At 54.2% G+C, this 20,419-nt stretch carries 14 protein-coding genes; 5 read left to right on the top strand and 9 right to left on the bottom strand.

Annotation, left to right across the window (positions count from 1 at the left end):
- Positions 1–20: 20 nt before the first annotated feature.
- Together BUB30_RS35925 and BUB30_RS06100 are read right to left on the bottom strand one after the other, a co-directional pair.
- Entirely contained in the window at positions 21–221 is a 201-nt protein-coding gene (locus BUB30_RS35925; RefSeq protein ID WP_073131972.1) for an HTH domain-containing protein, read from the bottom strand.
- A gap of 437 nt (positions 222–658) precedes the next feature.
- Positions 659–1,747 carry a phytase gene (locus BUB30_RS06100; RefSeq protein ID WP_073131969.1) on the bottom strand — a complete coding sequence of 363 codons (1,089 nt, stop codon included), beginning with the start codon at positions 1,745–1,747 and terminating at the stop codon, positions 659–661.
- A 348-nt stretch (positions 1,748–2,095) separates the two neighbouring features.
- Between BUB30_RS06100 and BUB30_RS06095 the strand changes: the two genes are divergently transcribed.
- The gene (locus BUB30_RS06095; protein ID WP_073131967.1) at positions 2,096–3,046 is read left to right on the top strand and encodes an aldo/keto reductase; all 951 of its coding nucleotides are present in this window, start codon (positions 2,096–2,098) and stop codon (positions 3,044–3,046) included.
- Between the two features lie 119 nt (positions 3,047–3,165).
- Here BUB30_RS06095 and BUB30_RS06090 read toward each other — a convergent pair whose 3' ends face one another.
- From BUB30_RS06090 to BUB30_RS06065, 5 genes are all read right to left on the bottom strand, one after another.
- A complete protein-coding gene (locus BUB30_RS06090) occupies positions 3,166–6,315 on the bottom strand; it encodes an efflux RND transporter permease subunit (RefSeq protein ID WP_073131965.1) in 3,150 nt (1,049 codons plus the stop codon).
- Between the two features lie 25 nt (positions 6,316–6,340).
- On the bottom strand, positions 6,341–7,474 hold the full coding sequence (locus BUB30_RS06085) for an efflux RND transporter periplasmic adaptor subunit (protein WP_073131964.1): 1,134 nt from the start codon (positions 7,472–7,474) through the stop codon (positions 6,341–6,343).
- An 18-nt stretch (positions 7,475–7,492) separates the two neighbouring features.
- Positions 7,493–8,839 carry a TolC family protein gene (locus BUB30_RS06080; RefSeq protein ID WP_073131962.1) on the bottom strand — a complete coding sequence of 449 codons (1,347 nt, stop codon included), beginning with the start codon at positions 8,837–8,839 and terminating at the stop codon, positions 7,493–7,495.
- Positions 8,840–8,858: 19 nt separating this feature from the next.
- Positions 8,859–9,518, bottom strand: coding sequence for a TetR/AcrR family transcriptional regulator (locus BUB30_RS06075; RefSeq protein WP_073131961.1), 660 nt, complete (start codon positions 9,516–9,518; stop codon positions 8,859–8,861).
- An 870-nt stretch (positions 9,519–10,388) separates the two neighbouring features.
- Positions 10,389–13,499 (bottom strand): efflux RND transporter permease subunit, encoded by a 3,111-nt coding sequence (locus BUB30_RS06065; RefSeq protein WP_073131957.1) that lies wholly within the window; start codon positions 13,497–13,499, stop codon positions 10,389–10,391.
- A gap of 148 nt (positions 13,500–13,647) precedes the next feature.
- On the opposite strand from BUB30_RS06065, the gene BUB30_RS06060 reads away from it, so the two are divergent.
- Positions 13,648–14,211 (top strand): NTP transferase domain-containing protein, encoded by a 564-nt coding sequence (locus BUB30_RS06060; protein WP_073131956.1) that lies wholly within the window; start codon positions 13,648–13,650, stop codon positions 14,209–14,211.
- Here the strand turns inward: BUB30_RS06060 and BUB30_RS06055 are convergent.
- Both BUB30_RS06055 and cobA read right to left on the bottom strand, forming a co-directional pair.
- The gene (locus BUB30_RS06055) at positions 14,177–14,674 is read right to left on the bottom strand and encodes a nitrate reductase associated protein (RefSeq protein WP_073131954.1); all 498 of its coding nucleotides are present in this window, start codon (positions 14,672–14,674) and stop codon (positions 14,177–14,179) included. The genes BUB30_RS06060 and BUB30_RS06055 overlap by 35 nt on opposite strands.
- 3 nt (positions 14,675–14,677) lie before the next feature.
- On the bottom strand, positions 14,678–15,451 hold the full coding sequence (gene cobA / locus BUB30_RS06050; RefSeq protein ID WP_073131952.1) for a uroporphyrinogen-III C-methyltransferase: 774 nt from the start codon (positions 15,449–15,451) through the stop codon (positions 14,678–14,680).
- Positions 15,452–15,557: 106 nt separating this feature from the next.
- Between cobA and nirB the strand changes: the two genes are divergently transcribed.
- The 3 genes from nirB (at position 15,558) to BUB30_RS06035 (ending at position 20,414) form a co-directional block, all read left to right on the top strand.
- Positions 15,558–18,050 (top strand): nitrite reductase large subunit NirB, encoded by a 2,493-nt coding sequence (gene nirB, locus BUB30_RS06045; protein ID WP_073131951.1) that lies wholly within the window; start codon positions 15,558–15,560, stop codon positions 18,048–18,050.
- Positions 18,051–18,059: 9 nt separating this feature from the next.
- Positions 18,060–18,440 (top strand): nitrite reductase small subunit NirD, encoded by a 381-nt coding sequence (nirD, locus tag BUB30_RS06040; RefSeq protein ID WP_073131949.1) that lies wholly within the window; start codon positions 18,060–18,062, stop codon positions 18,438–18,440.
- A gap of 129 nt (positions 18,441–18,569) precedes the next feature.
- Positions 18,570–20,414 (top strand): sensor histidine kinase, encoded by a 1,845-nt coding sequence (locus BUB30_RS06035; RefSeq protein WP_073131948.1) that lies wholly within the window; start codon positions 18,570–18,572, stop codon positions 20,412–20,414.
- The last annotated feature ends 5 nt before the right edge of the window (positions 20,415–20,419 follow it).

Below are 20,419 nucleotides of genomic sequence, written 5' to 3'. Positions count from 1 at the left end.
GACGGACAAAACATGTCCCGCTAATTCGATACAATATATTTTTTTCTCTTTTTATCATACTCGATGTGCACGCCCCGCTGCCGCAAATGATGGATCATTCTTCTTATAGTTCGTTCCGAGCACTCGAATTTTGCGCACAATTGTTCGGGGGATCTCAATCCGCCTTTAACTGCCAGATCGTGTAGATAGGCTAGCCGTTCGCTGTAGATGAGAAAGTTCATAGGTTGCTATCGTTGTGGTACTCAGTTTTTGGGCATTAAAATTTTCTCGTTAGGCGTGAAACAATACATTGAGATGCGCGAAACTCTGAGGGAAAAAAACTGTAGTCGAGTTGGTGGTCGTCGGCGGTGAGGGTTACATTGAAAGCCAACTCGGCTGCTACACGTAATATCAGGGCAACCAATCTATTCCTATAACGATATCTAAAAGTATCGGAAACAGGAAAAAATTCAAAGAAAGGTGCGTAGAGGCTGGACTAAAATTGTTTAAAAAAACTATGTTACATTACACGTGGGGACACGATAGTTTGCTCATCCGGTTAGTGAACAGGATTCGTCTTTTGTGAAGGGACTTGGCGGCCTATAGTTTTTGTTACAATAATAGGTAGCACTTTTAGAATTTGACCTTTGGTGCGGTAAGGACTTGGAGCATTGCAAGATCACTGCACCTTAACCGAATCCACCACCACCTTCAACTCCTTCCCCGCAATGTCCTCCCACCGGTACAAATGAAACGTCCGGTCTAACGACCCCGCGACAAACAAACCCGACTTAAAAGTAGGATTCAACGGAGCAGTCGAAACTATGGACCCGGTACTTTCCAGCGTGGCGATATTAACGCTCTTGATCAAGGTGTGCTGATGCGGGTTGCCAGCGGCGCCTTCGCGGGAAAAGATATGAAGGCGATTGGCCTGTTGGTCGCTGACGAGAATGTACCCCGAATGGTCACTGGCCGGATAGATCGCCACGCCGCTCTGGTTCTCGGCAAAGTCTGTGTTGGCAAACAAAGCGAGCTCATCATTGCCTTTTTCAGGGTCGGCGTAATATTTTCTCACGCCAATGCCGGCATCGGTGTAATACACATAGCCAAGAGCAGGATCAACAGCCATGGCGAATACGCCTTTCTCGCCGCTATAGGTTCCAAACTTCCTGACCACCGATGCGCTGAGCGTACCGGATTTATTTTCCAACAAATATTGCCACACAAAGCCGCCATCCGTCGGGCCGTTTTTGCGGGCCACAAAGGCATAGAGTTTTCCGGTGGAGGGTTGTTTGTATAATGCCATGGCACCAGGTTCGCGAAAGCCTTCGCCGGTTTCTCCTTCAAAGACGGGCATGCCGCCGCCGTCGATTGGTTTCATGCCCGGAAGGCGAAAGGCGCGTAGGCGTTGCGTGGTGGCTTCGGTGACGATGGCCATGTCGACCGTGGAGTCGCCCAGCGCAAAGCCATAGGCTACGTCGACACTGTGGGGTTGTTTCAGGGGGATAACACAACGCTCTTTCTGCATCTTTCCCTGGAGGCCAAAAGCATAGAGTCCACCGTTCGTGTCGCTGTCCGTGCCGAGGATGAGGCTTTGTTCCGGGTTGATGGGGTTGATCCACAGGGCAGGGGTGCTGGCCGTGTAGAGCACATTGTCGGTGATGACGGGGGGCCTGATGGCGTCGGTCGCTACTTCGGCAGTGTGTTGTTGGTGACCGCAGGCGAGGAGCAGGGAGCAGGCCAGGACGGGGAGCAAACGGTTTATCATGGCGGGGAGCAGTTAGGATCCCTTCCGTCCGCATGCCGCTGGCGGCCACGTTGGGGAATCTGTTACAATTGACCATTATTTTTTTAAGTTATCAAGAGGCAAGGCCTTTTTTTGAAAGTTAATTTGGGATGGTCGGGACGAAGTTGTGCAGGGTTTGGATGGACCGCCGGGGGAAGCTTCGGTTGAAAGACAACAGCCCGTTGCATCCGGCAACAAATACCTTGAAGCGGAACGTTGCGATGAGCCTTACTGACAGTCATTCGGATAAAAATTTGAGGCTAAGAAAAACGGCAAGGTGAGCAGACGGACAAACGTTTTTTTTACCTTGAGCGCATAATCTCAAATGACATGCAAAAACGAACATTAGGTAAATCCGGGATCGCGGTGGCACCCTTGACCTTTGGCGGAAATGTTTTCGGCTGGACATTGGACGAAGCTGCCTCCTTTCAACTGCTCGATGCATTTGTAGGGGCCGGCTTCAATTTTATCGACACGGCCGATGTCTACTCCCGTTGGAAGCCCGGCAACGCCGGCGGCGAATCCGAAACCATCATCGGCCACTGGATGAAGAAACGCGGCAACCGCGCACAAGTGGTGGTGGCCACAAAGGCGGGTGGCGACATGGGGCAGGGCAAAAAAGATATTTCGAAAGCCCATATTCTACAAGCCGTTGAAAATTCGTTACGCCGCCTCCAAACCGATCATATCGACCTTTATCAAACCCATTGGGACGTGATAGAAACACCCGTTGAAGAAACCCTCGAAGCCTACGCGCAATTGGTCAAACAAGGGAAGGTACGGGCCATCGGCGCATCCAACTTCACGGCCGCGCGTTTGCAGGCCGCCCTGGAGGCGAGCCAGCGGCATGGCTATCCGCGCTATGAAACGTACCAACCCGAATACAATCTGTATGCCCGCGAAGGTTTTGAAAAAGAACTCGAGCCGCTATGTCAAAAACATGGGCTGGGCGTGATCAACTACTATTCCCTGGCCGCTGGGTTTCTCACCGGCAAATACCGTTCGGAAAGCGATTTCACAAAAAGTGCCCGCGGTGGCGGCATGGCCAAATACCTGAACCCCCGGGGCCTGAACATTTTGAAAGCGCTCGACGAAATTGCCGGTGAATACCAAACATCCCAGGCTAGCATTGCGTTGGCGTGGCTCCTGGCGCGTCCGTCGGTCACGGCCCCGATTGCCAGCGCCACAAGCCTGGAACAGTTGAACGCCTTTGTAAAGGCGACGGAGTTGAAACTAAGTGCCGAGGCCATTGCCAAACTGGACAAAGCCAGCGCATGGTGAACGGTGAATGAAAGATGAACTAGCTGGTTATAAAAAGAAAATCCCGGAGCGAATACTCCGGGATTTTTTTATTGACCTTAAAAATTAAATCAAGTCATGTCTACACTGGGCACGCGTTGTTAAGACGCTTCCAGGGCAGCTTTTCTTTCTCTTCTGCGGAAAGCGATCTTAGTGATGAATACGAACAACACCGGCACCACGAAGATGGCGAGTGAACTGGCGGCGAGCATACCCCCGGCCACCGTCCAACCAATCGTCTTGCGCGCTTCAGCACCGGCACCCGACGAGAAGGCCAGCGGCAACACTCCGAGGATGAAGGCAAGCGATGTCATGATGATGGGACGTAGACGCAACTGCACAGCTTCGAGCGTGGCAGCAACGATGTCCATTCCACGGTCAACGCGTTCCTTAGCAAACTCCACGATCAGGATGGCGTTCTTCGCCGCCAGTCCAATGAGCGTGATCAACCCGATCTGCGCATAGATGTTATTGGTCAGGCTGGGCAGGAACGTGAGGGTTAGGATGGATCCGAACGCACCGATGGGCACGGCAAACAAGACCGAGAACGGCACCGACCAGCTTTCGTACAGTGCGGCCAGGAAGAGGAACACAAATACGATCGAGATGGCGAAGATGATACCGGTGCTGTTACCCGCCTTGATCTCTTCGCGGCTCATACCGGAGAATTCATAGCTGTAGCCGGCCGGCAGCACTTGGGCGGCCACTTCACGCAGGGCCTCGATGGCCTGGCCACTGCTGTAGCCGGGTTTGGCAGCCCCCATGATCTCGGCCGTGCGATACAGGTTGAAGTGCGTGATGTTCGCAGGGGTCTCAATCACTTTCGAGGTGATGATGGCGCTAAGCGGCACCATGCCCCCGGCGCTGTTTCGAACGCGGTAGTTGCCGACGTCGGCAATGTTTCTGCGAAAGAGTGTGTCGGCCTGGGCCACCACGCGAAAGTTCCGGCCATAGATGTTGAAGTCGTTCACGTAGGCACTTCCCAACAAGGTCGACAATGTGTTGTAGGCTTCGGCCACGTTCACGCCGAGTTTCTTGGCGCGCTCCTTGTCGATGTCCACCTGGTAGCCGGGTGTGCGGGCGGTGAAGAAGGAGTAGGCCACGGCGATCTCGGGACGCTGGTTGACGGCGCCCAGGAATTGACGCATCGTAGCTTCAAATTTACGGATGTCGTCCGTGCTGGTGGTCTGCTGCAATTCAAACGTGAAACCCGACGATTGACCCAAGCCCGGAATAGCCGGCGGCGAGATGGCGAGGATACGCGCTTCCTTAATGTCGGCGGTGCGTCGTTGGATCTCGGCCATCACGGCGGGCACGCTCTCGGTTTTCGGATCGCGCTCATCCCAGTGCTTCAGGTTCACAAACACGGTGCCCGCATTCGATTTGTTGGAGAACGTAAGGATGTTCAAACCGGCCAGACCACCCACCACTTTCACGGCAGGGAGACTGCGAATACGGCTTTGGATCTCCTGCATCAGCTCGATGCTGCGCGTGGTGGAAGTTCCCTCCGGCAATTCGTAGGTCACCATCACACGCTTTTCGTCTTCCGTAGGAATAAAGCCCGTGGGTTTGTTTTTAAACAGGATGTAGAGACCGGCAAACAAGCAGATCATCATCACGATGACATAGGGTGTGCGTTTGATCCAGGAGTTCACACCGCGTGTATACGAATGCGACAGTTTGTTGAACCCGTTGTTGAAGCGATCAAAGAAATGGTCGAGGAAATTTTTCTCTTCTTCTTTCTTGGCAGGCTTCAGCATGAGCATCGACAACGCCGGGGTCAGCGACAAGGCCACAAAGGCGGAGATGATCACCGACACGGCAATGGTGATGGCAAATTGCTGATAGAGCTTGCCCACAATGCCCGGCACAAATCCCACCGGCACAAACACGGCGGCGAGGATCAGGGCGATGGCGATTACGGGACCGGAAATATCTTTCATAGCCTTCACGGTCGCGTCCTTCGGCGAAAGCTTCTCATGATCCATATTGTGCTGTATGGCTTCCACCACCACAATGGCATCGTCCACCACAATACCGATGGCCAACACGAAAGCAAACAGCGTAAGGGTATTGATCGTGAAGCCCAAGGGTATAAAGAAGATGAATGTACCGATCAGCGAAACGGGAATGGCCAACACGGGAATGAGCGTGGCGCGCCAGTTCTGCAGGAAGAGGAACACTACGATGATCACGAGCGTGAGCGCTTCCAGCAGGGTGGTGATTACTTCCTCGATGGATACTTGTACCACGGAAGTGGTCTCCAACGGAATAAGATAATCGATGTCTTTCGGAAAGTTCTTTTTCAGTTCACCCAACACGGACATCACGCCTTCGTTGGTCGTGAGCGCGTTGGCACCCGGAGCGAGGTACAGCAGCATGAAGGCGCCGCGTTTGCCATCCACAAAAGGGTTGTTGCCATAGTTGAACTTGGCCAGCTCTACGCGCGCCACATCTTTCAGGTACACCAGGTTACCTTGTGCAGGGTTCGTGCGCACAACGATGTTCTCGAAATCTTCTTTCTTGTTGATGCGGCTATTCGTGAGCACGTTGTATTCAAAAGCCTGAACGTTTCGTTGCGGGTTGCCGCCAATCGAGCCTGCAGCAATCTGCAGGTTTTGTTCGGTGAGGGCAGCCGTGACTTCGGCCGGGGTCATGTTGAGGCTGGCGAGCTTTTCGGGGTTGAGCCAAATGCGCATACCGAAGTCATCGCCAAGCGACACGATATCACCCACACCTTTCACGCGAAGCAAGGCATCTTTCAAATAGATGTTGGCGAAGTTGCCGATGAAGGTAGCGTCGTGCGTGCCATTTGGGGAATACAACGCGAGCACCAGGAAGATGCTGGGGTTGCGTTTCCGCACGGTAACACCGAGACGGCGTACCAGTTCGGGCAACGTCGGCTCGGCCACACTCACGCGGTTTTGCACGTCGAGTGTAGCGATGTCGATGTTCGTACCGATGTCGAACGTTACGGTGATCGCGCTTTGCCCGCTACCCGTACTGTTGCTGGACATGTACATCATGCCCGGGGTTCCGTTCACCTGCGTCTCGATGGCCGTGGTGGTGGTCTGTTCCACCGTCTGCGCGTCCGCCCCGGTATAGATACCGGTGATGGAAACCGTGGGCGGTGTGATGTCGGGGTATTGCGAGATGGGCAGCGTGCTCATGGCAATGAGGCCCACCAAGACGAGCACGACCGATATGACGATGGCGGTGACGGGTCTCTTTATAAATACATCTGCTATCATGGATTCTTCTGTAAGGTTATACGGGTCATTTTGTTTTGGCAGTGGCGGCGGCAGCCGGAGGCGCGGTGTTTACCACCGATCCTTCGCGAAGGTTTTGAACCCCTTCCACCACCACGGACTCATTCTCGCTGAGACCGCTTTTGATGACGATGTCTTTGCCCACCTGGGTGCCCAGCACGACTTTGCGCTGTGTCACCTTGTTGCTGTCGGCCAGCACGTAGACATAGAACTCACCCAGTTGTTCGGTCACCGCCTTGTAGGGTATGACAATGGACTTGGCCGACGAGGCCAGCACACGCAGGGTAGCGCTCATCCCAGACCGGAGCAGGTGATCGTGGTTCGGGAACACCAAACGCATTTTGATGGAACCGGTTTGCGGATCCACGGCGCGATCGATCACGCTGATGTGTCCGGGTTCCGGATACAGATCTGTTCCCACCGCGAGGCGGAAAGTGGAATCACCTTTCACACCTTTTCGGGCAAAGAGTTGTGTGAAGCGAAGGATCTCCCTTTGATCCACGGCGATATCAGCGGCGATGGGATCATCAGACGAGATCGTGTTCAGCAAGGTTTGACCGGCGGAGACCGCTGCGCCCAAACGCACATTAGAGATGCCGATGGTGCCATCGAACGGTGCGCTGATGGTTGAGTAGCGCACGTTGGTCTGCACACTGCGCATGGCCGCCTTGGCGGCATCCACCTGGCGTTGTGCCGCAGCATAGGTGGCCTCGGCATAGTCCACTTGTTGTTTGGCGATGGCATCGCTCTTGTTCAGCTCGCGATAGCGCTCCACGTCCTTCTGTGCTTTATCGAGGTTGGCCTCCTGCACTTTCAGGTTGGCCTGCGCCTGCTCGTAGGTGGCCTCGTATTGTTGCTGATCGATGGAATAGAGTTTCTGTCCTTTGTGCACTTTCGAGCCTTCCGTGAAATGGATGGCGGTGATATAGCCATTCACTTGTGCACGCAATTCCGTTTCATTGAGGGCACGAACCACCGCGGGATACTCTTCATAATAAATAGCATCCGTTGTCGTGGAAGGTTTCACCACCACGTTCACGGCGGGCGGCCCTTGTTGACCTTGCTGATTTTTCTTACCACAGGCCGCGGCCACCAGCAAGAGGCTTAGCATTGTATAGCGTTGTAATGTGTTCAATAACATATAGGGAGAAGATTTGAATTAATAGTTGATTTGTCCTAAAGCTCTTTGTACGTCAATCTTGCTGGCCAGCACCTGGTACAGCGCGTTGAAATAGTTGATGCGCGCCGTGCGCAGATCCGTTTCGGCCACCGTCACGTCGAGGTAGGCGCGTATGCCGCTTTTATATTGGAGTTGAATGACGTCGTAGACCTCGCGGGCAAGATCCACATTTTCTTTCAAGGCCAGGTAGGTGGCCAGGTTGCTCTTGTAGGCCGCCAGCGAACGGGTGTACTCCGTGCTGAGATTGCTTTCCAGGTTCTTTACCGACCAGTCCAGCTTGCGCAGCGTCCACCGTTGTTCCTGTATTTTGGCTACGCGTTTCATGCCCTGGAAAATGGGGAAGGAGAACGTGGCGCCCACATAGGAGTTGGGATACCGCTGGTTATAGAGCTCACCGAAGTTGTTGTTTTGGTAGTTCATAAAATAGGCACCAAAAGCATTCAGCGAAGGAATGAAACCCCACCAGGCGTATTTCACGTTGGCTTCCTGCAGTTCGCGTTGCGTGATCATCAATTTATAGTCGATGTGGCTTGCATAGGATAGGGTCTGCGTGGTGTCCAGTTCGATCTCGCGTTCCATCTGGAGGGTGTCGTAGGCAATTTCAAGCCCGCCCTTCACCGGGTAGCCCATGAGTGTTTTCAGCAGCTCTTGTTTATAGACCAGCATCTCCTGGTTGGTTTTCAGCGTAGCCTTGGCGTTGGCCAGCAGGATGGTGGCGCGTTTGTAGTCGGTCTTGTCCGCAACGCCGGCGTTGTATTGCGCGGTGGCATCCTTGAGGCTGCGTTGCAGGCGGATGATGTCTTCTTCGCCTACGCGGATCTGCTGGGAGGTGGCCAGCACATCATAGAAAGCCTTCGTGACATTGACCACCACGTCGATCTTGTTAGCGCTGGTGTTCTGACTGGCCTGGATCCTCACCTTGGAAGCCGTGCTCCGGGCCAGCAGCACATCGCGGTTGAAGATGGTCTGCGTGCCGGTGAATTGCAGCGACGAGGTGTTGTTGACACCAAACTTGATCGGGTTACCACCGATGATGCTGGTTTGCAGATCGATGTTTCGCTGATAGTTGGCGTTGAAATTCAGTTGAGGATACCAATCCGCCAGTTTGCCCTGGATGATCCGGTCGGTGATTTCCTGATCGGCCAAGGCTTGCTGCACCTGGGGTTGATGCGTGAGGGCATATTCCACCACCTTGTCGAGGGTGGGGTTTTGTAAGAGGCTGTCCTGCGGTGGCTGCTGCTGAGCCCTCGCCACCACGGAGAGGAGCAAGGCCGGCGCCAGGAGCCAATGAATCAGTTTTCGTTTTGTTTGCGTTGGGTGGTACATAAGGGATTGCGTCGTTCTATTATTGTTTAGCGGGTTTAGGATGATGAGGATGCTCTTCTTTACGGGTGATGCGGGGCAGAGGTTCATGAAATATGGCGTGATAAATAATTTCTTTTCGGTCCTGCAAAAATTTTCGGTAAGCGGTGTCGCTCATGCCGTGCATATTCTGCAAAACGGTTTTGGCTAACAGGGGATAGTTACACAACGAGATCAGGTTGATCACAAAATGCTCGGCCGTGATGGGCAGCAACCGTCCCTTGGCGATCTCCTCTTCGAGGTCTTTCCGGATCAGGTCGCTCGACTTGATCTTGGTCTGGCACAACACCTTCACTTTCTCGGGGTTACGCGCCGTTTCCGTGATGATGAAATTCTCGAGGAAAGGGTATTTCAACCCATACTCCACCACGATGTCGATATACAGGCTGATCTTCTCCCGGAACGGCAACGCCGACGACAGCACGGCACGCGCCTTTTCGCGCTTCTCATTGACGGCCTCCTCCAGCAGCGTGTCCATCAATTGGTCGCGCGAACGGAAATAATAGTGTATCAGGGCCCGGTTGACGCCGGCCTCGTCGGCAATCTCCTGGGTAGTCGCGTTCAAAAAGCCTTTCTGAAAAAACAGCGATTTGGCTTTCTCTTTGATCACGGCCTCCGTCTGGGCTTCGGGAATTGTACTCACTTATCTTTTATGTTTAACAAAATTGTTAAACGAAACCAACGGCATTCCGTTCCCGATTCCCACCCCAAACAGCAACTATTTTTGTGAAAGGCGATTTAAGCCCCTCCAAAGGCACCCGCACACGTTTGCTGAATAACGCCCCCGCCGTTGTTGGTGTTCTTCACCAACAACCCCATTCGGTGTGCATCCCCCATGAATCGGGTGATTCGCCCCACCACCAATCCCCATTGATGAGTTCCTGTTTATGCCCCGTTCCACGATCAACCCCATCCCATTCCGATGATTCCCACCCCGGTTGTTGGTGTCCCACCAACAACCTCCTTTCGGTGTGCCCCCATCATTAATAAGACCGGCCACATCCTGCCGCCGTTGTTGGTGTTCTTCACCAACAACTCCACTCGGTGTACATCCCCCATGAATCGGATGATCACCCCACCACCAATCCCCCTTGATAAGTTCCTGTTTATGCCCCGCTCCACGATCATACCCATTCCCATCCGATGATTCCCACCCCGGTTGTTGGTGTCCCACCAACAATCTCCCTTTCGGTGTGCCCCCCATCATCAATAAGAGGGCGCGCAAAAATCACCACAGAATGTGATGTGGCGTTTTTTTGCATGGTCTATTCAGTGCACCATGTCTTCAGATTACGCGGGGATGCTGAAAAAAGGTTGTTGGCGGAACGCCAACAACCGGGGTATTTGGACATTGGAATGGTGCTGGGTTGGAATTGTACCCGTACCCGTATATGGCGTTCACTAAAAAGTGGTGGGATGCTGAATGAGTTGTTGGTGAAGAACACCAACAACGGCGACAGGATGCTGAATGCGTTCCTGGTGAAAGACACCAACAACGGCGACATCAAAACCCTCAATCCTCGTAAACCAAATCCTTCTCGACAATCGCCTCATCCTCTTCCTCAGGATCATGATGCCGCTTTTTCCGCGCCAGGAACGAATACATCGCAGGAATAACAAACAAAGTAAGGATCAACGAAAAGATCACCCCGCCGACAATAACAAGTCCCAACGGCACGCGGCTGCTGGAGGCAGCCCCCAGCGATAACGCCAGCGGCAAAGATCCCAGCGCCATCGCGAGGCTGGTCATGAGAATGGGGCGGAGTCTTAGTTTGGAGGCTTCGATCACTGCCTCGAGTTTGTTCATGCCTTCTTCTCGTTTTTGGTTGGCGAATTCCACAATGAGGATGCCGTTTTTCGTGACGAGGCCGATGAGCATGATGATGCCGATCTCGGAGAAGATGTTGATGGTTTGTCCGAAGAGGAGCAGGGCCAGGAACGCTCCGGTCATGGCCAGGGGCACGGTGAGCATGATCACGAACGGGTCGATATAACTTTCAAATTGCGCGGCCAGCAGGAGATAGATGAGTACCAGGGCCAGCACAAAGGCAAATGCGGTGTTGCTTGAGCTTTCGGCGTAGTCGCGCGACGAGCCGCTGAGCGAGGTGGTGAAGCTGTCGTCTAACACGGTAGCGGCGATCTCTTGCATCGCTTTCACGCCGTCGCCAATGGTTTTGCCGGGCGCCAGGCCCGACGAGATGGTGGCGGAGCGGTAGCGGTTGAAGTGATAGAGGGCCGGTGGTGTCGTGGATTCTTCGATGGTGACCACATTGTCGAGCGAGATGAGGTCGCCGGACGTGGTGCGGACAAAGAGTGCTTTGAGGTCGTCGGGTTCGTCGCGGTTGATGCGGTCCACCTGGCCGATCACCTGGTATTGTTTGCCGTCTTTGGTGAAGTAGCCAAAGCGCAGGTTGCTATAGGCCAACCGTAGTGTCTCCGAGATGTCGGCCACGCTCACGCCGAGTTCGGTGGCTTTCAGGCGGTTGATGACGATGCGGAGTTCGGGCTTGTTAAATTTGAGGTCGGTGTCCACGCCCAGTAGCGTGGGGTTGTTGCCGGCAGCTTCCAGGAACTTGGGCAGGGCGGCCGTCAGCTTTTCAAAGTTGTTGTTCTGGATCACGAACTGCACGGGCTGGCCGGCGCGGCGATTCGTGGAAATGGTTTGCTCTTGTGCAACAAACGCTTTGCCCGCCGGAAACCGGTAGAGGTTTCTGTTGATCATGTTCACAACGTCTTGCTGCGAACGCTGACGCTCGTTGGGGTCGTTCAGGAAGGTGCGCACAAAACCGCTATTGACCCCGCCGCTGGTTCCGCCGCCGGCGCTGCCCGCCATGGAGTACACAATGTTTGCTTCGGGCACCGAGTCCATCACAAATTCTGTGAGGCCGTCGATGTACTTATCCATGTATTCGAACGACATCCCTTCCGGCGCCGAAACTGTCATCCGGAATTGGTTGCGGTCTTCCAGGGGCGCCAGTTCCGAAGGCAACACCTTGATCATAAAGTAGGAACCGGCTACGCAAAGCACGATGATCACGACACCCACCCAACGAACTTTCATGAAGGCGGTGAGCGATCGGCGATAGCCATTCTCCATGCCGTTGAAAAGCGGTTCGGTCAATGTATAGAACTTCGTTTTCTTCCGGTGATCACGGGTCAGTTTCACACTCAGCACGGGCGTCAAGGTCAACGACACAAAGCAGGAGATCAACACAGCGCCGGCCACCACAAACCCGAACTCCCGGAACAAACGTCCGACAAAGCCCTGCATAAAGATGATGGGCAGGAACACCACGGCCAGGGTAATGGACGTGGAGATCACGGCAAAGTAAATTTCCTTCGACCCTTCGCGGGCCGCCTTGAACTTGTTCATGCCGCCTTCCAGCTTCTTGTAAATATTCTCCGTCACCACGATGCCATCGTCCACTACCAGGCCGGTGGCCAGCACGATGCCCAGCATGGTGAGCACGTTGATAGAGAAGCCTGCCACATACATAATAAAAAACGTGGCGATGAGCGACACAGGGATATCGATCAGGGGGCGTATGGCGATGATAAAATCTCTGAAGAACAAGAAAACGATCAACACGACCAGGAGGAAGGATAGGATGAGTGTTTCCTGTACTTCGTGGATCGACCGTGTGATGAAGATCGTTTGATCGGTAGCGATGGTCAGCGTAATATCGTTGGGAACTTCTTTTTTGATCTTGTCGAGGCGCTTGTAAAATTCGTCGGCGATCTCCACATAGTTCGAACCGGGCAGGGGGATGAGGGCCACGCCGATCATGGGCACGAGCCGGCCCTTTAGCATGATCTCTTCGTTTTCAGGACCCAACACCGCGCTGCCCACGTCGCGCAAGCGAATCGAGCCGGTCGGACCCGTCTTAATGCGCACGTTGTTGAAGTCGTCTTCGGAGAACAAGCGGCCGAAGGTGCGCACCGTGAGTTCCGTGGCATCGCCCGCAATTTTTCCGGAGGGCAATTCGACGTTCTCTTTGTTCAACGCGTCCAGCACATCCAGTGGAGTAAGGCTGTAGGCGGTGAGTTTACTGGGATCGAGCCAGATCCGCATCGCGTATTTCTTTTCACCGAGGATGCGAACGTAGCTCACACCCGGAATGGTTTGAAACCGTTCCATGAGAATGTTTGTAGCGTATTCGGTGAGCTCGAGTTGATTGCGCGCGCTGCTCTGAACGGAGACTGAAATAATATAATCCGAACCGGCATCTGCTTTCGATACCTCGGGGGGAGCATCCAAATCCTGCGGCAGTTGGCGCATGGCCTGCGAAACTTTGTCGCGCACGTCGTTGGCGGCCGCTTCCAGGTCCACGCCGAGATTGAACTCGATGTTGATGCTGCTGACGCCCTGGCTGGAGTTGGACGAAATGTTCTTGATGCCGGCAATGCCGTTGATAGATTTCTCGAGGGGCTCGGTGATCTGGGATTCGATGATATCGGCATTCGCACCCGAATAGGAAGTGCGGACGCTGATGTTGGGTGGATCAATGGCAGGATAGTCGCGCACGCCCAGGAAGGAGAACCCAATGGCGCCAAAGATCACAATGATGACGTTCATCACCACGGCCAGCACGGGCCGCTTTAAGCTAAGCTCAGAAATATTCATCGTAAGGCGAAGGTACAACCGCGGGGCCTAAAAAACGGGTTTTTTTATATGAAAGGAGCGCGCTGAACCGGCCGATTCCGCTACGTGGCAACGTATTCGGACGGTATCCAGATTTGCAGGAGAAGCGGAACATGCGTTTATTAACACCATGAACATTCCCTACGGCCTGGTTCTCTCCGGCGGCAAAAGCACGCGCATGGGGAAAGACAAATCCCTGATTGCTTACCACGAGGGCAAGCCGCAGCGCCAATACGTATTCGATTTGTTATCGGATTGTTGCGAGAACGTGTTCACGTCCTGTCGCAAAGAGCAGGAAATTCCCAAACAGCTAAATCCGTTGCCCGACCGCTATGATTTTGGCGGACCCATAAACGGCATCCTCAGCGCCTTCGCCCTGCACCCGGACAAAGCCTGGCTGGTCGTGGCCGTCGATATGCCCAACATCACCTCCCGGGCCCTCCAAACCCTGCTTTCACAGCGCGACCCAAACCGTTTGGCCACCTGTTTTCTTCATCCGCTCGAAAATGCGCCCGAACCGTTGCTCACCCTCTGGGAGCCGGCAGCGTTCCCGCTTTTGTTGGAAAATGCGCAGGAAGGAAACATCAGCCCCCGGTCGTTTTTACGCTCGCCCGAAGTGAAGCACATCGCGATGGAGGATCCGACGCTTTTTGAAAATATCAATTATCCGCATCAACTGCCGCCGGGTCTTTGACCAGGTTGAACTCTTGCAACGCTTTTGCGAGGTTCTTGTGCTCGTGACCCGAACTGCTCAGTTTCAACAAGGCAAAGCGTTGCAGCGTGCTGAGGCCTTGCCATTGTGCCAGCGAAATCGCATAGCCACATTCATAAAGTTTCTGCAATAGCAATTCCGGTATCGACGAGAGCACCGACCACGGTGGATTTTCGCCAATGGCGATGGGCGTGGCTTTGTTGCCCGTGCGCCACCAGATGAGGTGCTGCAAATAGCTGCGATAGCGATCCGTTTGCTCTTCCGAATGACATGGCGCCACCGCAAGGGCTTCCCGTTCTTCGGGAGAAAACTTGCTCCACTCGGCCAGCTTCAACTTCACCCCACAAGCGTCGAGCTTAAAGCGGACAATCATCGGGATGCACCGGACATTGTCTTCGACAAAATCTTCTTCAAACTTGAAATATTCGATGGCGAGTGCCGTCATGGTTCAGCGTGTTAAAGGTTTTGCGGCATGTACAGAAACAAATTGTGAGACCTGTGGCAGGCGTTCCGTCACGACTTTGCCGATCACGATCACCGCAGGCGTTCCGATCTCTTGCAGGGCGGCTTCCGCCACGATGGTGGAGGCACAGGCTGTGATACTTTTTTGATTTATCGTAGTCGCATTTTGAACGATCGCCATGGGTTCATCAGGTGAGCGTTCCTTGCTGATGAGCGCAGCGATCTCCGGCAATTGCGACATCCCCATAAGCACCACGACCGTGGCCGACGATTGCGCCGCCAGGAAAAGATCATGACCGATCTCTCCCGAAGACAACGTGCCTGTGACCACCCAAAAACTTTCATTCACACCCCGCTTGGTCAGGGGAATACCCACGGACGCCGGTGCAGCCAACGCACTGGATATGCCCGGGATGATCTCGGCCCGCAATCCGCGCCGCGTGACGTAGGCCAGCTCTTCATGCCCTCTGCCAAAAACAAAAGGATCGCCGCCTTTTAGCCGTACCACGCAGGCGTGGCGAATGGCATAGAAGACAATGAGTTGATTGATCTCGTCTTGTGAAAATTCCTTTTTGCCTTTTCGTTTTCCGACAAACACGCGCTTACACTGGGGCGCTGCGTATTCCAGCAGCTCGGGCGCCACCAGGGCGTCATATAATATGACATCGGCTTGCTTCAGAGCTTTCACGCCTTTAACAGAGATCAGGTCCGGATCGCCAGGGCCGGCTCCCATAATGATCACCTTTCTTTCTTTGACCATAGGTTTAAAATATTTACGTAATAATACGTAAAAACATTTGTTATCTACGGCATTAAATACGTATAATTACGTAATATTTGTCCATTTATTACTTAAATCGTTTGCAATGAAACGTATCATCGTCGTAGGGAATGGAATGGTAGGCTACAAGTTTTGTGAAAAGCTACGTAAGCAAGGTGTGGCTGCCGAAGTGATCGTGTATGGAGAGGAGCCGAGGCCGGCCTATGACCGGGTGCACCTCACCAGTTTTTTCTCCGGCAAAACCGCCGAAGATCTTCTGATGGCGCCGGCATCGTGGTATGCGGAACACCATATTGTATTGCACACCGGCGAACTGGTGACAGAAATAGACCGGCAACAAAAGACCATCACTACCCATACGGGTAAAACGGACCGCTACGATTACCTGGTGCTGGCCACCGGGTCCAGCCCCTTCGTTCCTAATGTGAAGGGCGTGGAGCGCGACGGCGTGTTTGTGTATCGCACCATTGAAGACCTGAACCAGATCATTGACTATGGAAAGAAAGTGACCCGCGCGGCGGTGTTGGGAGGCGGACTGCTGGGGCTTGAAGCCGGCAAAGCGCTGGTGGACCTGGGGTTGGAGACCCACATCGTGGAGTTTGCCCCGCGTCTCATGCCGCGGCAACTCGATGAGCAGGGTTCTGTGATCCTGCAACACAAGCTTTCACAACTCGGCATTGCCGTTCACCTGAATAAGAGTACCAAAGAGATCGCCGGCAACGGCAAGCTGGACGGTCTTGAATTTGTGGATGGCTCGTTCCTTCCCATCGAAATGCTGGTGATCTCCGCCGGCATCCGCCCCCGCGACGAGGTGGCAAAAGGATGTGGCCTCGAAGTGCATCCGCGCGGTGGCGTGGTGGTGAACGACTTTTTGCAAACCAACGACGAAAATATTTTCGCCATCGGCGAAGTGGCGGTACACAACAACATGGTGTATGGCCTGGTGGCCCCGGGCTACGAAATGGCCGACATCGTGGTGCGCCAGATCGCAGGTGATTTCTCAAAGACCTTTCAAGGCTTCGACATGTCCACCAAACTGAAGCTGATGGGTGTGGATGTGGGCAGCTTTGGCGACGCGCTCGGCGAAACACCGGGGTGTATTCCCATTGCTTTCCAGGACAAACACAACGGGGTATATAAGCGCATTAACATATCGGCCGATGGAAAATATTTGTTGGGTGGCATCCTCGTGGGCGACGCCAAACAATACAACCTGTTCCACCAGATGGCGGCCAACAAGATGGCACTGCCGGCACAGCCCGAGTCGTTGATCATTGGAGCGCCGGGCAAAGGCGAAGAAGGTGCGGGCGTGAAGAACCTGCCCGACTCGGCCCAGATCTGTGCCTGTGAAAACATCACGAAAGGCGATCTCGTTTTCCAGATCACCGAAAAAGGCGTGAAGACCCTCGACGACCTCAAGCGCTCGACCAAAGCCTGCACCGGCTGCGGTGGCTGCACGCCGATGGTGAACGACATTCTCAAGATCACGCTGGAATCGCTGGGACACACGGTAAAGAAATCCATCTGCGAACATTTCGACTACACGCGCCAGGAACTATACGACATCGTCAAAATAAAAAACATAAAGACCTACGACGCCCTGCTGGACAGCCATGGCAAAGGCGATGGCTGCGAAGTGTGCAAGCCGCTGGTGGCTTCGCTGCTGGCCAGCGCGTGGAACGAACTCATTGTGTCGCAGGCCACCATTCAGGACACCAACGACAGGTTCCTGGCAAACATTCAACGCGGGGGCACTTATTCCGTAGTTCCACGCATTGCCGGGGGCGAGATCACGCCGCAGAAGCTGATGGCCATCGGGCGCATCGCTGAAAAATATGGACTCTATACCAAGATCACCGGCGGCCAGCGCATCGATATGTTCGGTGCCCGTGTGGACCAACTGCCCGAGATATGGGAAGAACTGATCGACGAAGGATTTGAAAGTGGCCACGCCTATGGCAAAGCCTTGCGCACGATCAAAAGCTGCGTTGGCTCCACGTGGTGTCGCTATGGTGTGCAAGACTCTGTATCGTTCGCCATCTATATCGAAGACCGCTACAAAGGATTACGCGCTCCGCATAAACTGAAAGGCGCCGTGTCGGGATGCATTCGCGAATGTGCCGAAGCGCAGTCGAAGGACTTTGGCATCATTGCCACCGAGAAAGGCTGGAACCTGTATGTGTGTGGCAACGGCGGCTCGCGCCCCCAGCACGCAAAATTGTTGGTGACCGACGTGGACACCGAAACGTGCGTGAAGCTGGTGGACCGCTTCCTCATGTTCTACATCCGCACCGCCGACCCGCTGACCCGCACCGCCACCTGGCTCAACAAAATGGAAGGCGGTCTGGAATACCTGCGCGACGTGATCGTGAACGACAGCCTCGGCATCGGCGAAGCGCTGGAAAAAGAAATGGCCGAACTCATCGCCAATTATGCCTGCGAATGGAAAAAGGTGGTGGAAGACCCCGCCCTGCGCGCCCAATTCAAACACTTCATCAACGAAGACAGCACCGACAGCACGCTGTCGTTCGTGGAAATGCGCGGACAGAAATGCCCGCCCGACTGGAATAAAAAATAACAAGAACGCATGGAATTACTGAACGACATCCGCTCGCTGGCCACCACCGAAAGCGACATCAAAGTATGGTACAAAGCCGCCCGCACGATCGACTTCCCGGAGAATGGAGGGGCCTGTGTGAAATACAAGGACCAGCAAATCGCCGTCTTCAATTTCTCCCGACGCAACGAATGGTATGCCTGTCAGAACCTCTGCCCGCATAAGATGCAGATGGTGTTGTCGCGGGGCATGATCGGTTCGGCAGGGGAGGAGCCCAAGGTGGCGTGCCCTTTTCACAAGAAAACATTTTCGCTGCGCAACGGCGAATGCATCAATGCCACAGAAGAAAAACTCGCCGTCTTTCCCGTGAAGGTGGAGGATGGTTTTGTTTACATAGGATTCGCCCGATAAGTATCGTTAGGTGTCAGGTTTAGGATAATATCCGTTAGGGGTAGTGCCGCCTCAGGACAGGGCGGCACTTTTTTTAAGTATGTACAGCTAAGTAAATAGGGACGAGATTTTGCGTAAATTGCTACGTATATGCACTTAAATCTTCAGTCTGGGGCCAATTCGAGGATAAAATTCAGCCGCCTGGGTACGTGGTACATCCTGGCGTTGAGTGCTATTGCCATTATTTCGATTGTAGGCCAGGTGCTGATCCAGCAGCATTTGCGCGACCAGTTCAGCGACTCGCAGGTAGTGAACGTGGCGGGGAAGCAACGCATGCTGAGCCAGAAGATCACCAAAACGGTGTTGCTGTTAAAAGCGGATCAAACCGAAAAAGAACGAAACACGCTTCGCATCAACCTGCAGGAAGCTGCGCACCTGTGGAAGATCTCCCAGGAAGGCCTCCAGGAAGGCAACGACAGTCTCCACCTCCCCGGCAACAATAGCCCGACCGTAACCGGCTTGTTCGAAGAGATCCGCGATCCCTTCACAAAACTTTACGAAAGCGCCGTCCGCATCAGCGCCGTTTTGGCGACCCACCCGCTGACAAACCTGGCTGCCCTCGACAGCGACATCCAGATCATCCTAAATCAGGAAGGCCGGTTTCTTTCCGGCATGGATGTGTTGGTGCGGCAATATGCGCGGGAAGCCGGCCAAAAGATCGACGCGCTGCGGCGCATGGAATACCTGCTCTTGTTCGTGTCACTGTTTGTGATCACGCTCGAGGTGTTGTTCATCTTCCGGCCCACGGCGCGGCAGGTGAGTCGCACGGTGAACAAGTTGAGGGCCTCCGAAAAGAATTCGCGCAAGCTGCTCACGGAAGTGGGCGCGTTATATGCCTCCCTGGAAAAATCCTACGAACAACTTTCTACGATCCACGAACCCGTGGAGAACCCGCGGCTCTATGCCAAGGCCGATCATGGGGGGAATGTGACCTTTGTTTCGGAGGCATTCACCCTTTTGTTAGGGCAACACGCCGTCGATCATGCGCGCCGTCTCAGCGACCTCTTCCAGGGCATGGCACTGGCCGACGATTGGATGGACGAAGTGGTGGACCTGGTCTCGGAGGGAAGCGCGTGGCATGGAGAATTGCGCTTCCAGGGCGCGACGCGGGAATGTTGGGTGGCCCTGGTCATTCAACCCGTGTTGGGCGCGCAGGGAAATGTAGAGGAACTGATGGTGCTGGGCAGCGACATGACCGACCGCAAGCTGGCCGAGCAACGCATGAACCGGAAGAACCGCGCCGAGATCGAGAAGACCATCAACCAGCAAAAGTTCCGGTCCGTGTTGATCCTCGAAGGACAGGAGGAAGAACGCAAACGCATCGCGATGGACATCCACGACGGCATCGGGCAGATGCTCACCTCACTCAAATATCAAATCGAATCCATCGATGTAAAGGAAGGCAAGACCGCCAGCCAGAAGATCGCCGACGCCGACCACCTCATCAAGGACGTGATCAAGGAAGTGCGCCGCGTCACCTTCAACCTCAAGCCGACCGTCCTGGGCGACTATGGCTTGCAGGCGGCGCTGAAAGTTTTTATCCACGAGATCGCCAAGCTCACCGACATCAAGCTGGTCTATAAAACCACGGGTGAAATGGAGCGATTGCCCCAGAAGGTGGAGAACAACATCTTCCGCATCATCCAGGAGGCCATCAACAACGCTATTAAATACTCCGGCGCCGACACCATCGAAGTGGTGTTGCAGCACAACGACCAGCAACTGTTGATCGTGGTGAAAGATGAAGGCAAAGGATTTGACGCGCGCATCGTGGAAGCGCGCAGCATGAACATCGAGTCGGGGAGAGGCTTTTTCAATATGTATGAGCGCACCGAATACATCAACGGAAAACTCGACATCCAATCGGCCCCGGGCCAGGGCACGACGGTGGCGTTGACCGTGCCGGTGCAGAACGCCGTGTTGCAGGAAGAATAAATTTT

The organism is Chryseolinea serpens (assembly GCF_900129725.1).
GTDB lineage: Bacteria > Bacteroidota > Bacteroidia > Cytophagales > Cyclobacteriaceae > Chryseolinea > Chryseolinea serpens.
This window is presented reverse-complemented; position numbering and strand designations above follow the sequence as displayed.

What these genes read in the sequence shown, in the direction of transcription:
- BUB30_RS35925 (WP_073131972.1), bottom strand. Translation starts at nt 221, where the DNA reads ATGAACTTTCTCATCTACAGCGAACGGCTAGCCTATCTACACGATCTG.
- BUB30_RS06100 (WP_073131969.1), bottom strand. Translation starts at nt 1,747, where the DNA reads ATGATAAACCGTTTGCTCCCCGTCCTGGCCTGCTCCCTGCTCCTCGCC.
- BUB30_RS06095 (WP_073131967.1), top strand. Translation starts at nt 2,096, where the DNA reads ATGCAAAAACGAACATTAGGTAAATCCGGGATCGCGGTGGCACCCTTG.
- BUB30_RS06090 (WP_073131965.1), bottom strand. Translation starts at nt 6,315, where the DNA reads ATGATAGCAGATGTATTTATAAAGAGACCCGTCACCGCCATCGTCATA.
- BUB30_RS06085 (WP_073131964.1), bottom strand. Translation starts at nt 7,474, where the DNA reads ATGTTATTGAACACATTACAACGCTATACAATGCTAAGCCTCTTGCTG.
- BUB30_RS06080 (WP_073131962.1), bottom strand. Translation starts at nt 8,839, where the DNA reads ATGTACCACCCAACGCAAACAAAACGAAAACTGATTCATTGGCTCCTG.
- BUB30_RS06065 (WP_073131957.1), bottom strand. Translation starts at nt 13,499, where the DNA reads ATGAATATTTCTGAGCTTAGCTTAAAGCGGCCCGTGCTGGCCGTGGTG.
- BUB30_RS06060 (WP_073131956.1), top strand. Translation starts at nt 13,648, where the DNA reads ATGAACATTCCCTACGGCCTGGTTCTCTCCGGCGGCAAAAGCACGCGC.
- BUB30_RS06055 (WP_073131954.1), bottom strand. Translation starts at nt 14,674, where the DNA reads ATGACGGCACTCGCCATCGAATATTTCAAGTTTGAAGAAGATTTTGTC.
- cobA (WP_073131952.1), bottom strand. Translation starts at nt 15,451, where the DNA reads ATGGTCAAAGAAAGAAAGGTGATCATTATGGGAGCCGGCCCTGGCGAT.
- nirB (WP_073131951.1), top strand. Translation starts at nt 15,558, where the DNA reads ATGAAACGTATCATCGTCGTAGGGAATGGAATGGTAGGCTACAAGTTT.
- nirD (WP_073131949.1), top strand. Translation starts at nt 18,060, where the DNA reads ATGGAATTACTGAACGACATCCGCTCGCTGGCCACCACCGAAAGCGAC.
- BUB30_RS06035 (WP_073131948.1), top strand. Translation starts at nt 18,570, where the DNA reads ATGCACTTAAATCTTCAGTCTGGGGCCAATTCGAGGATAAAATTCAGC.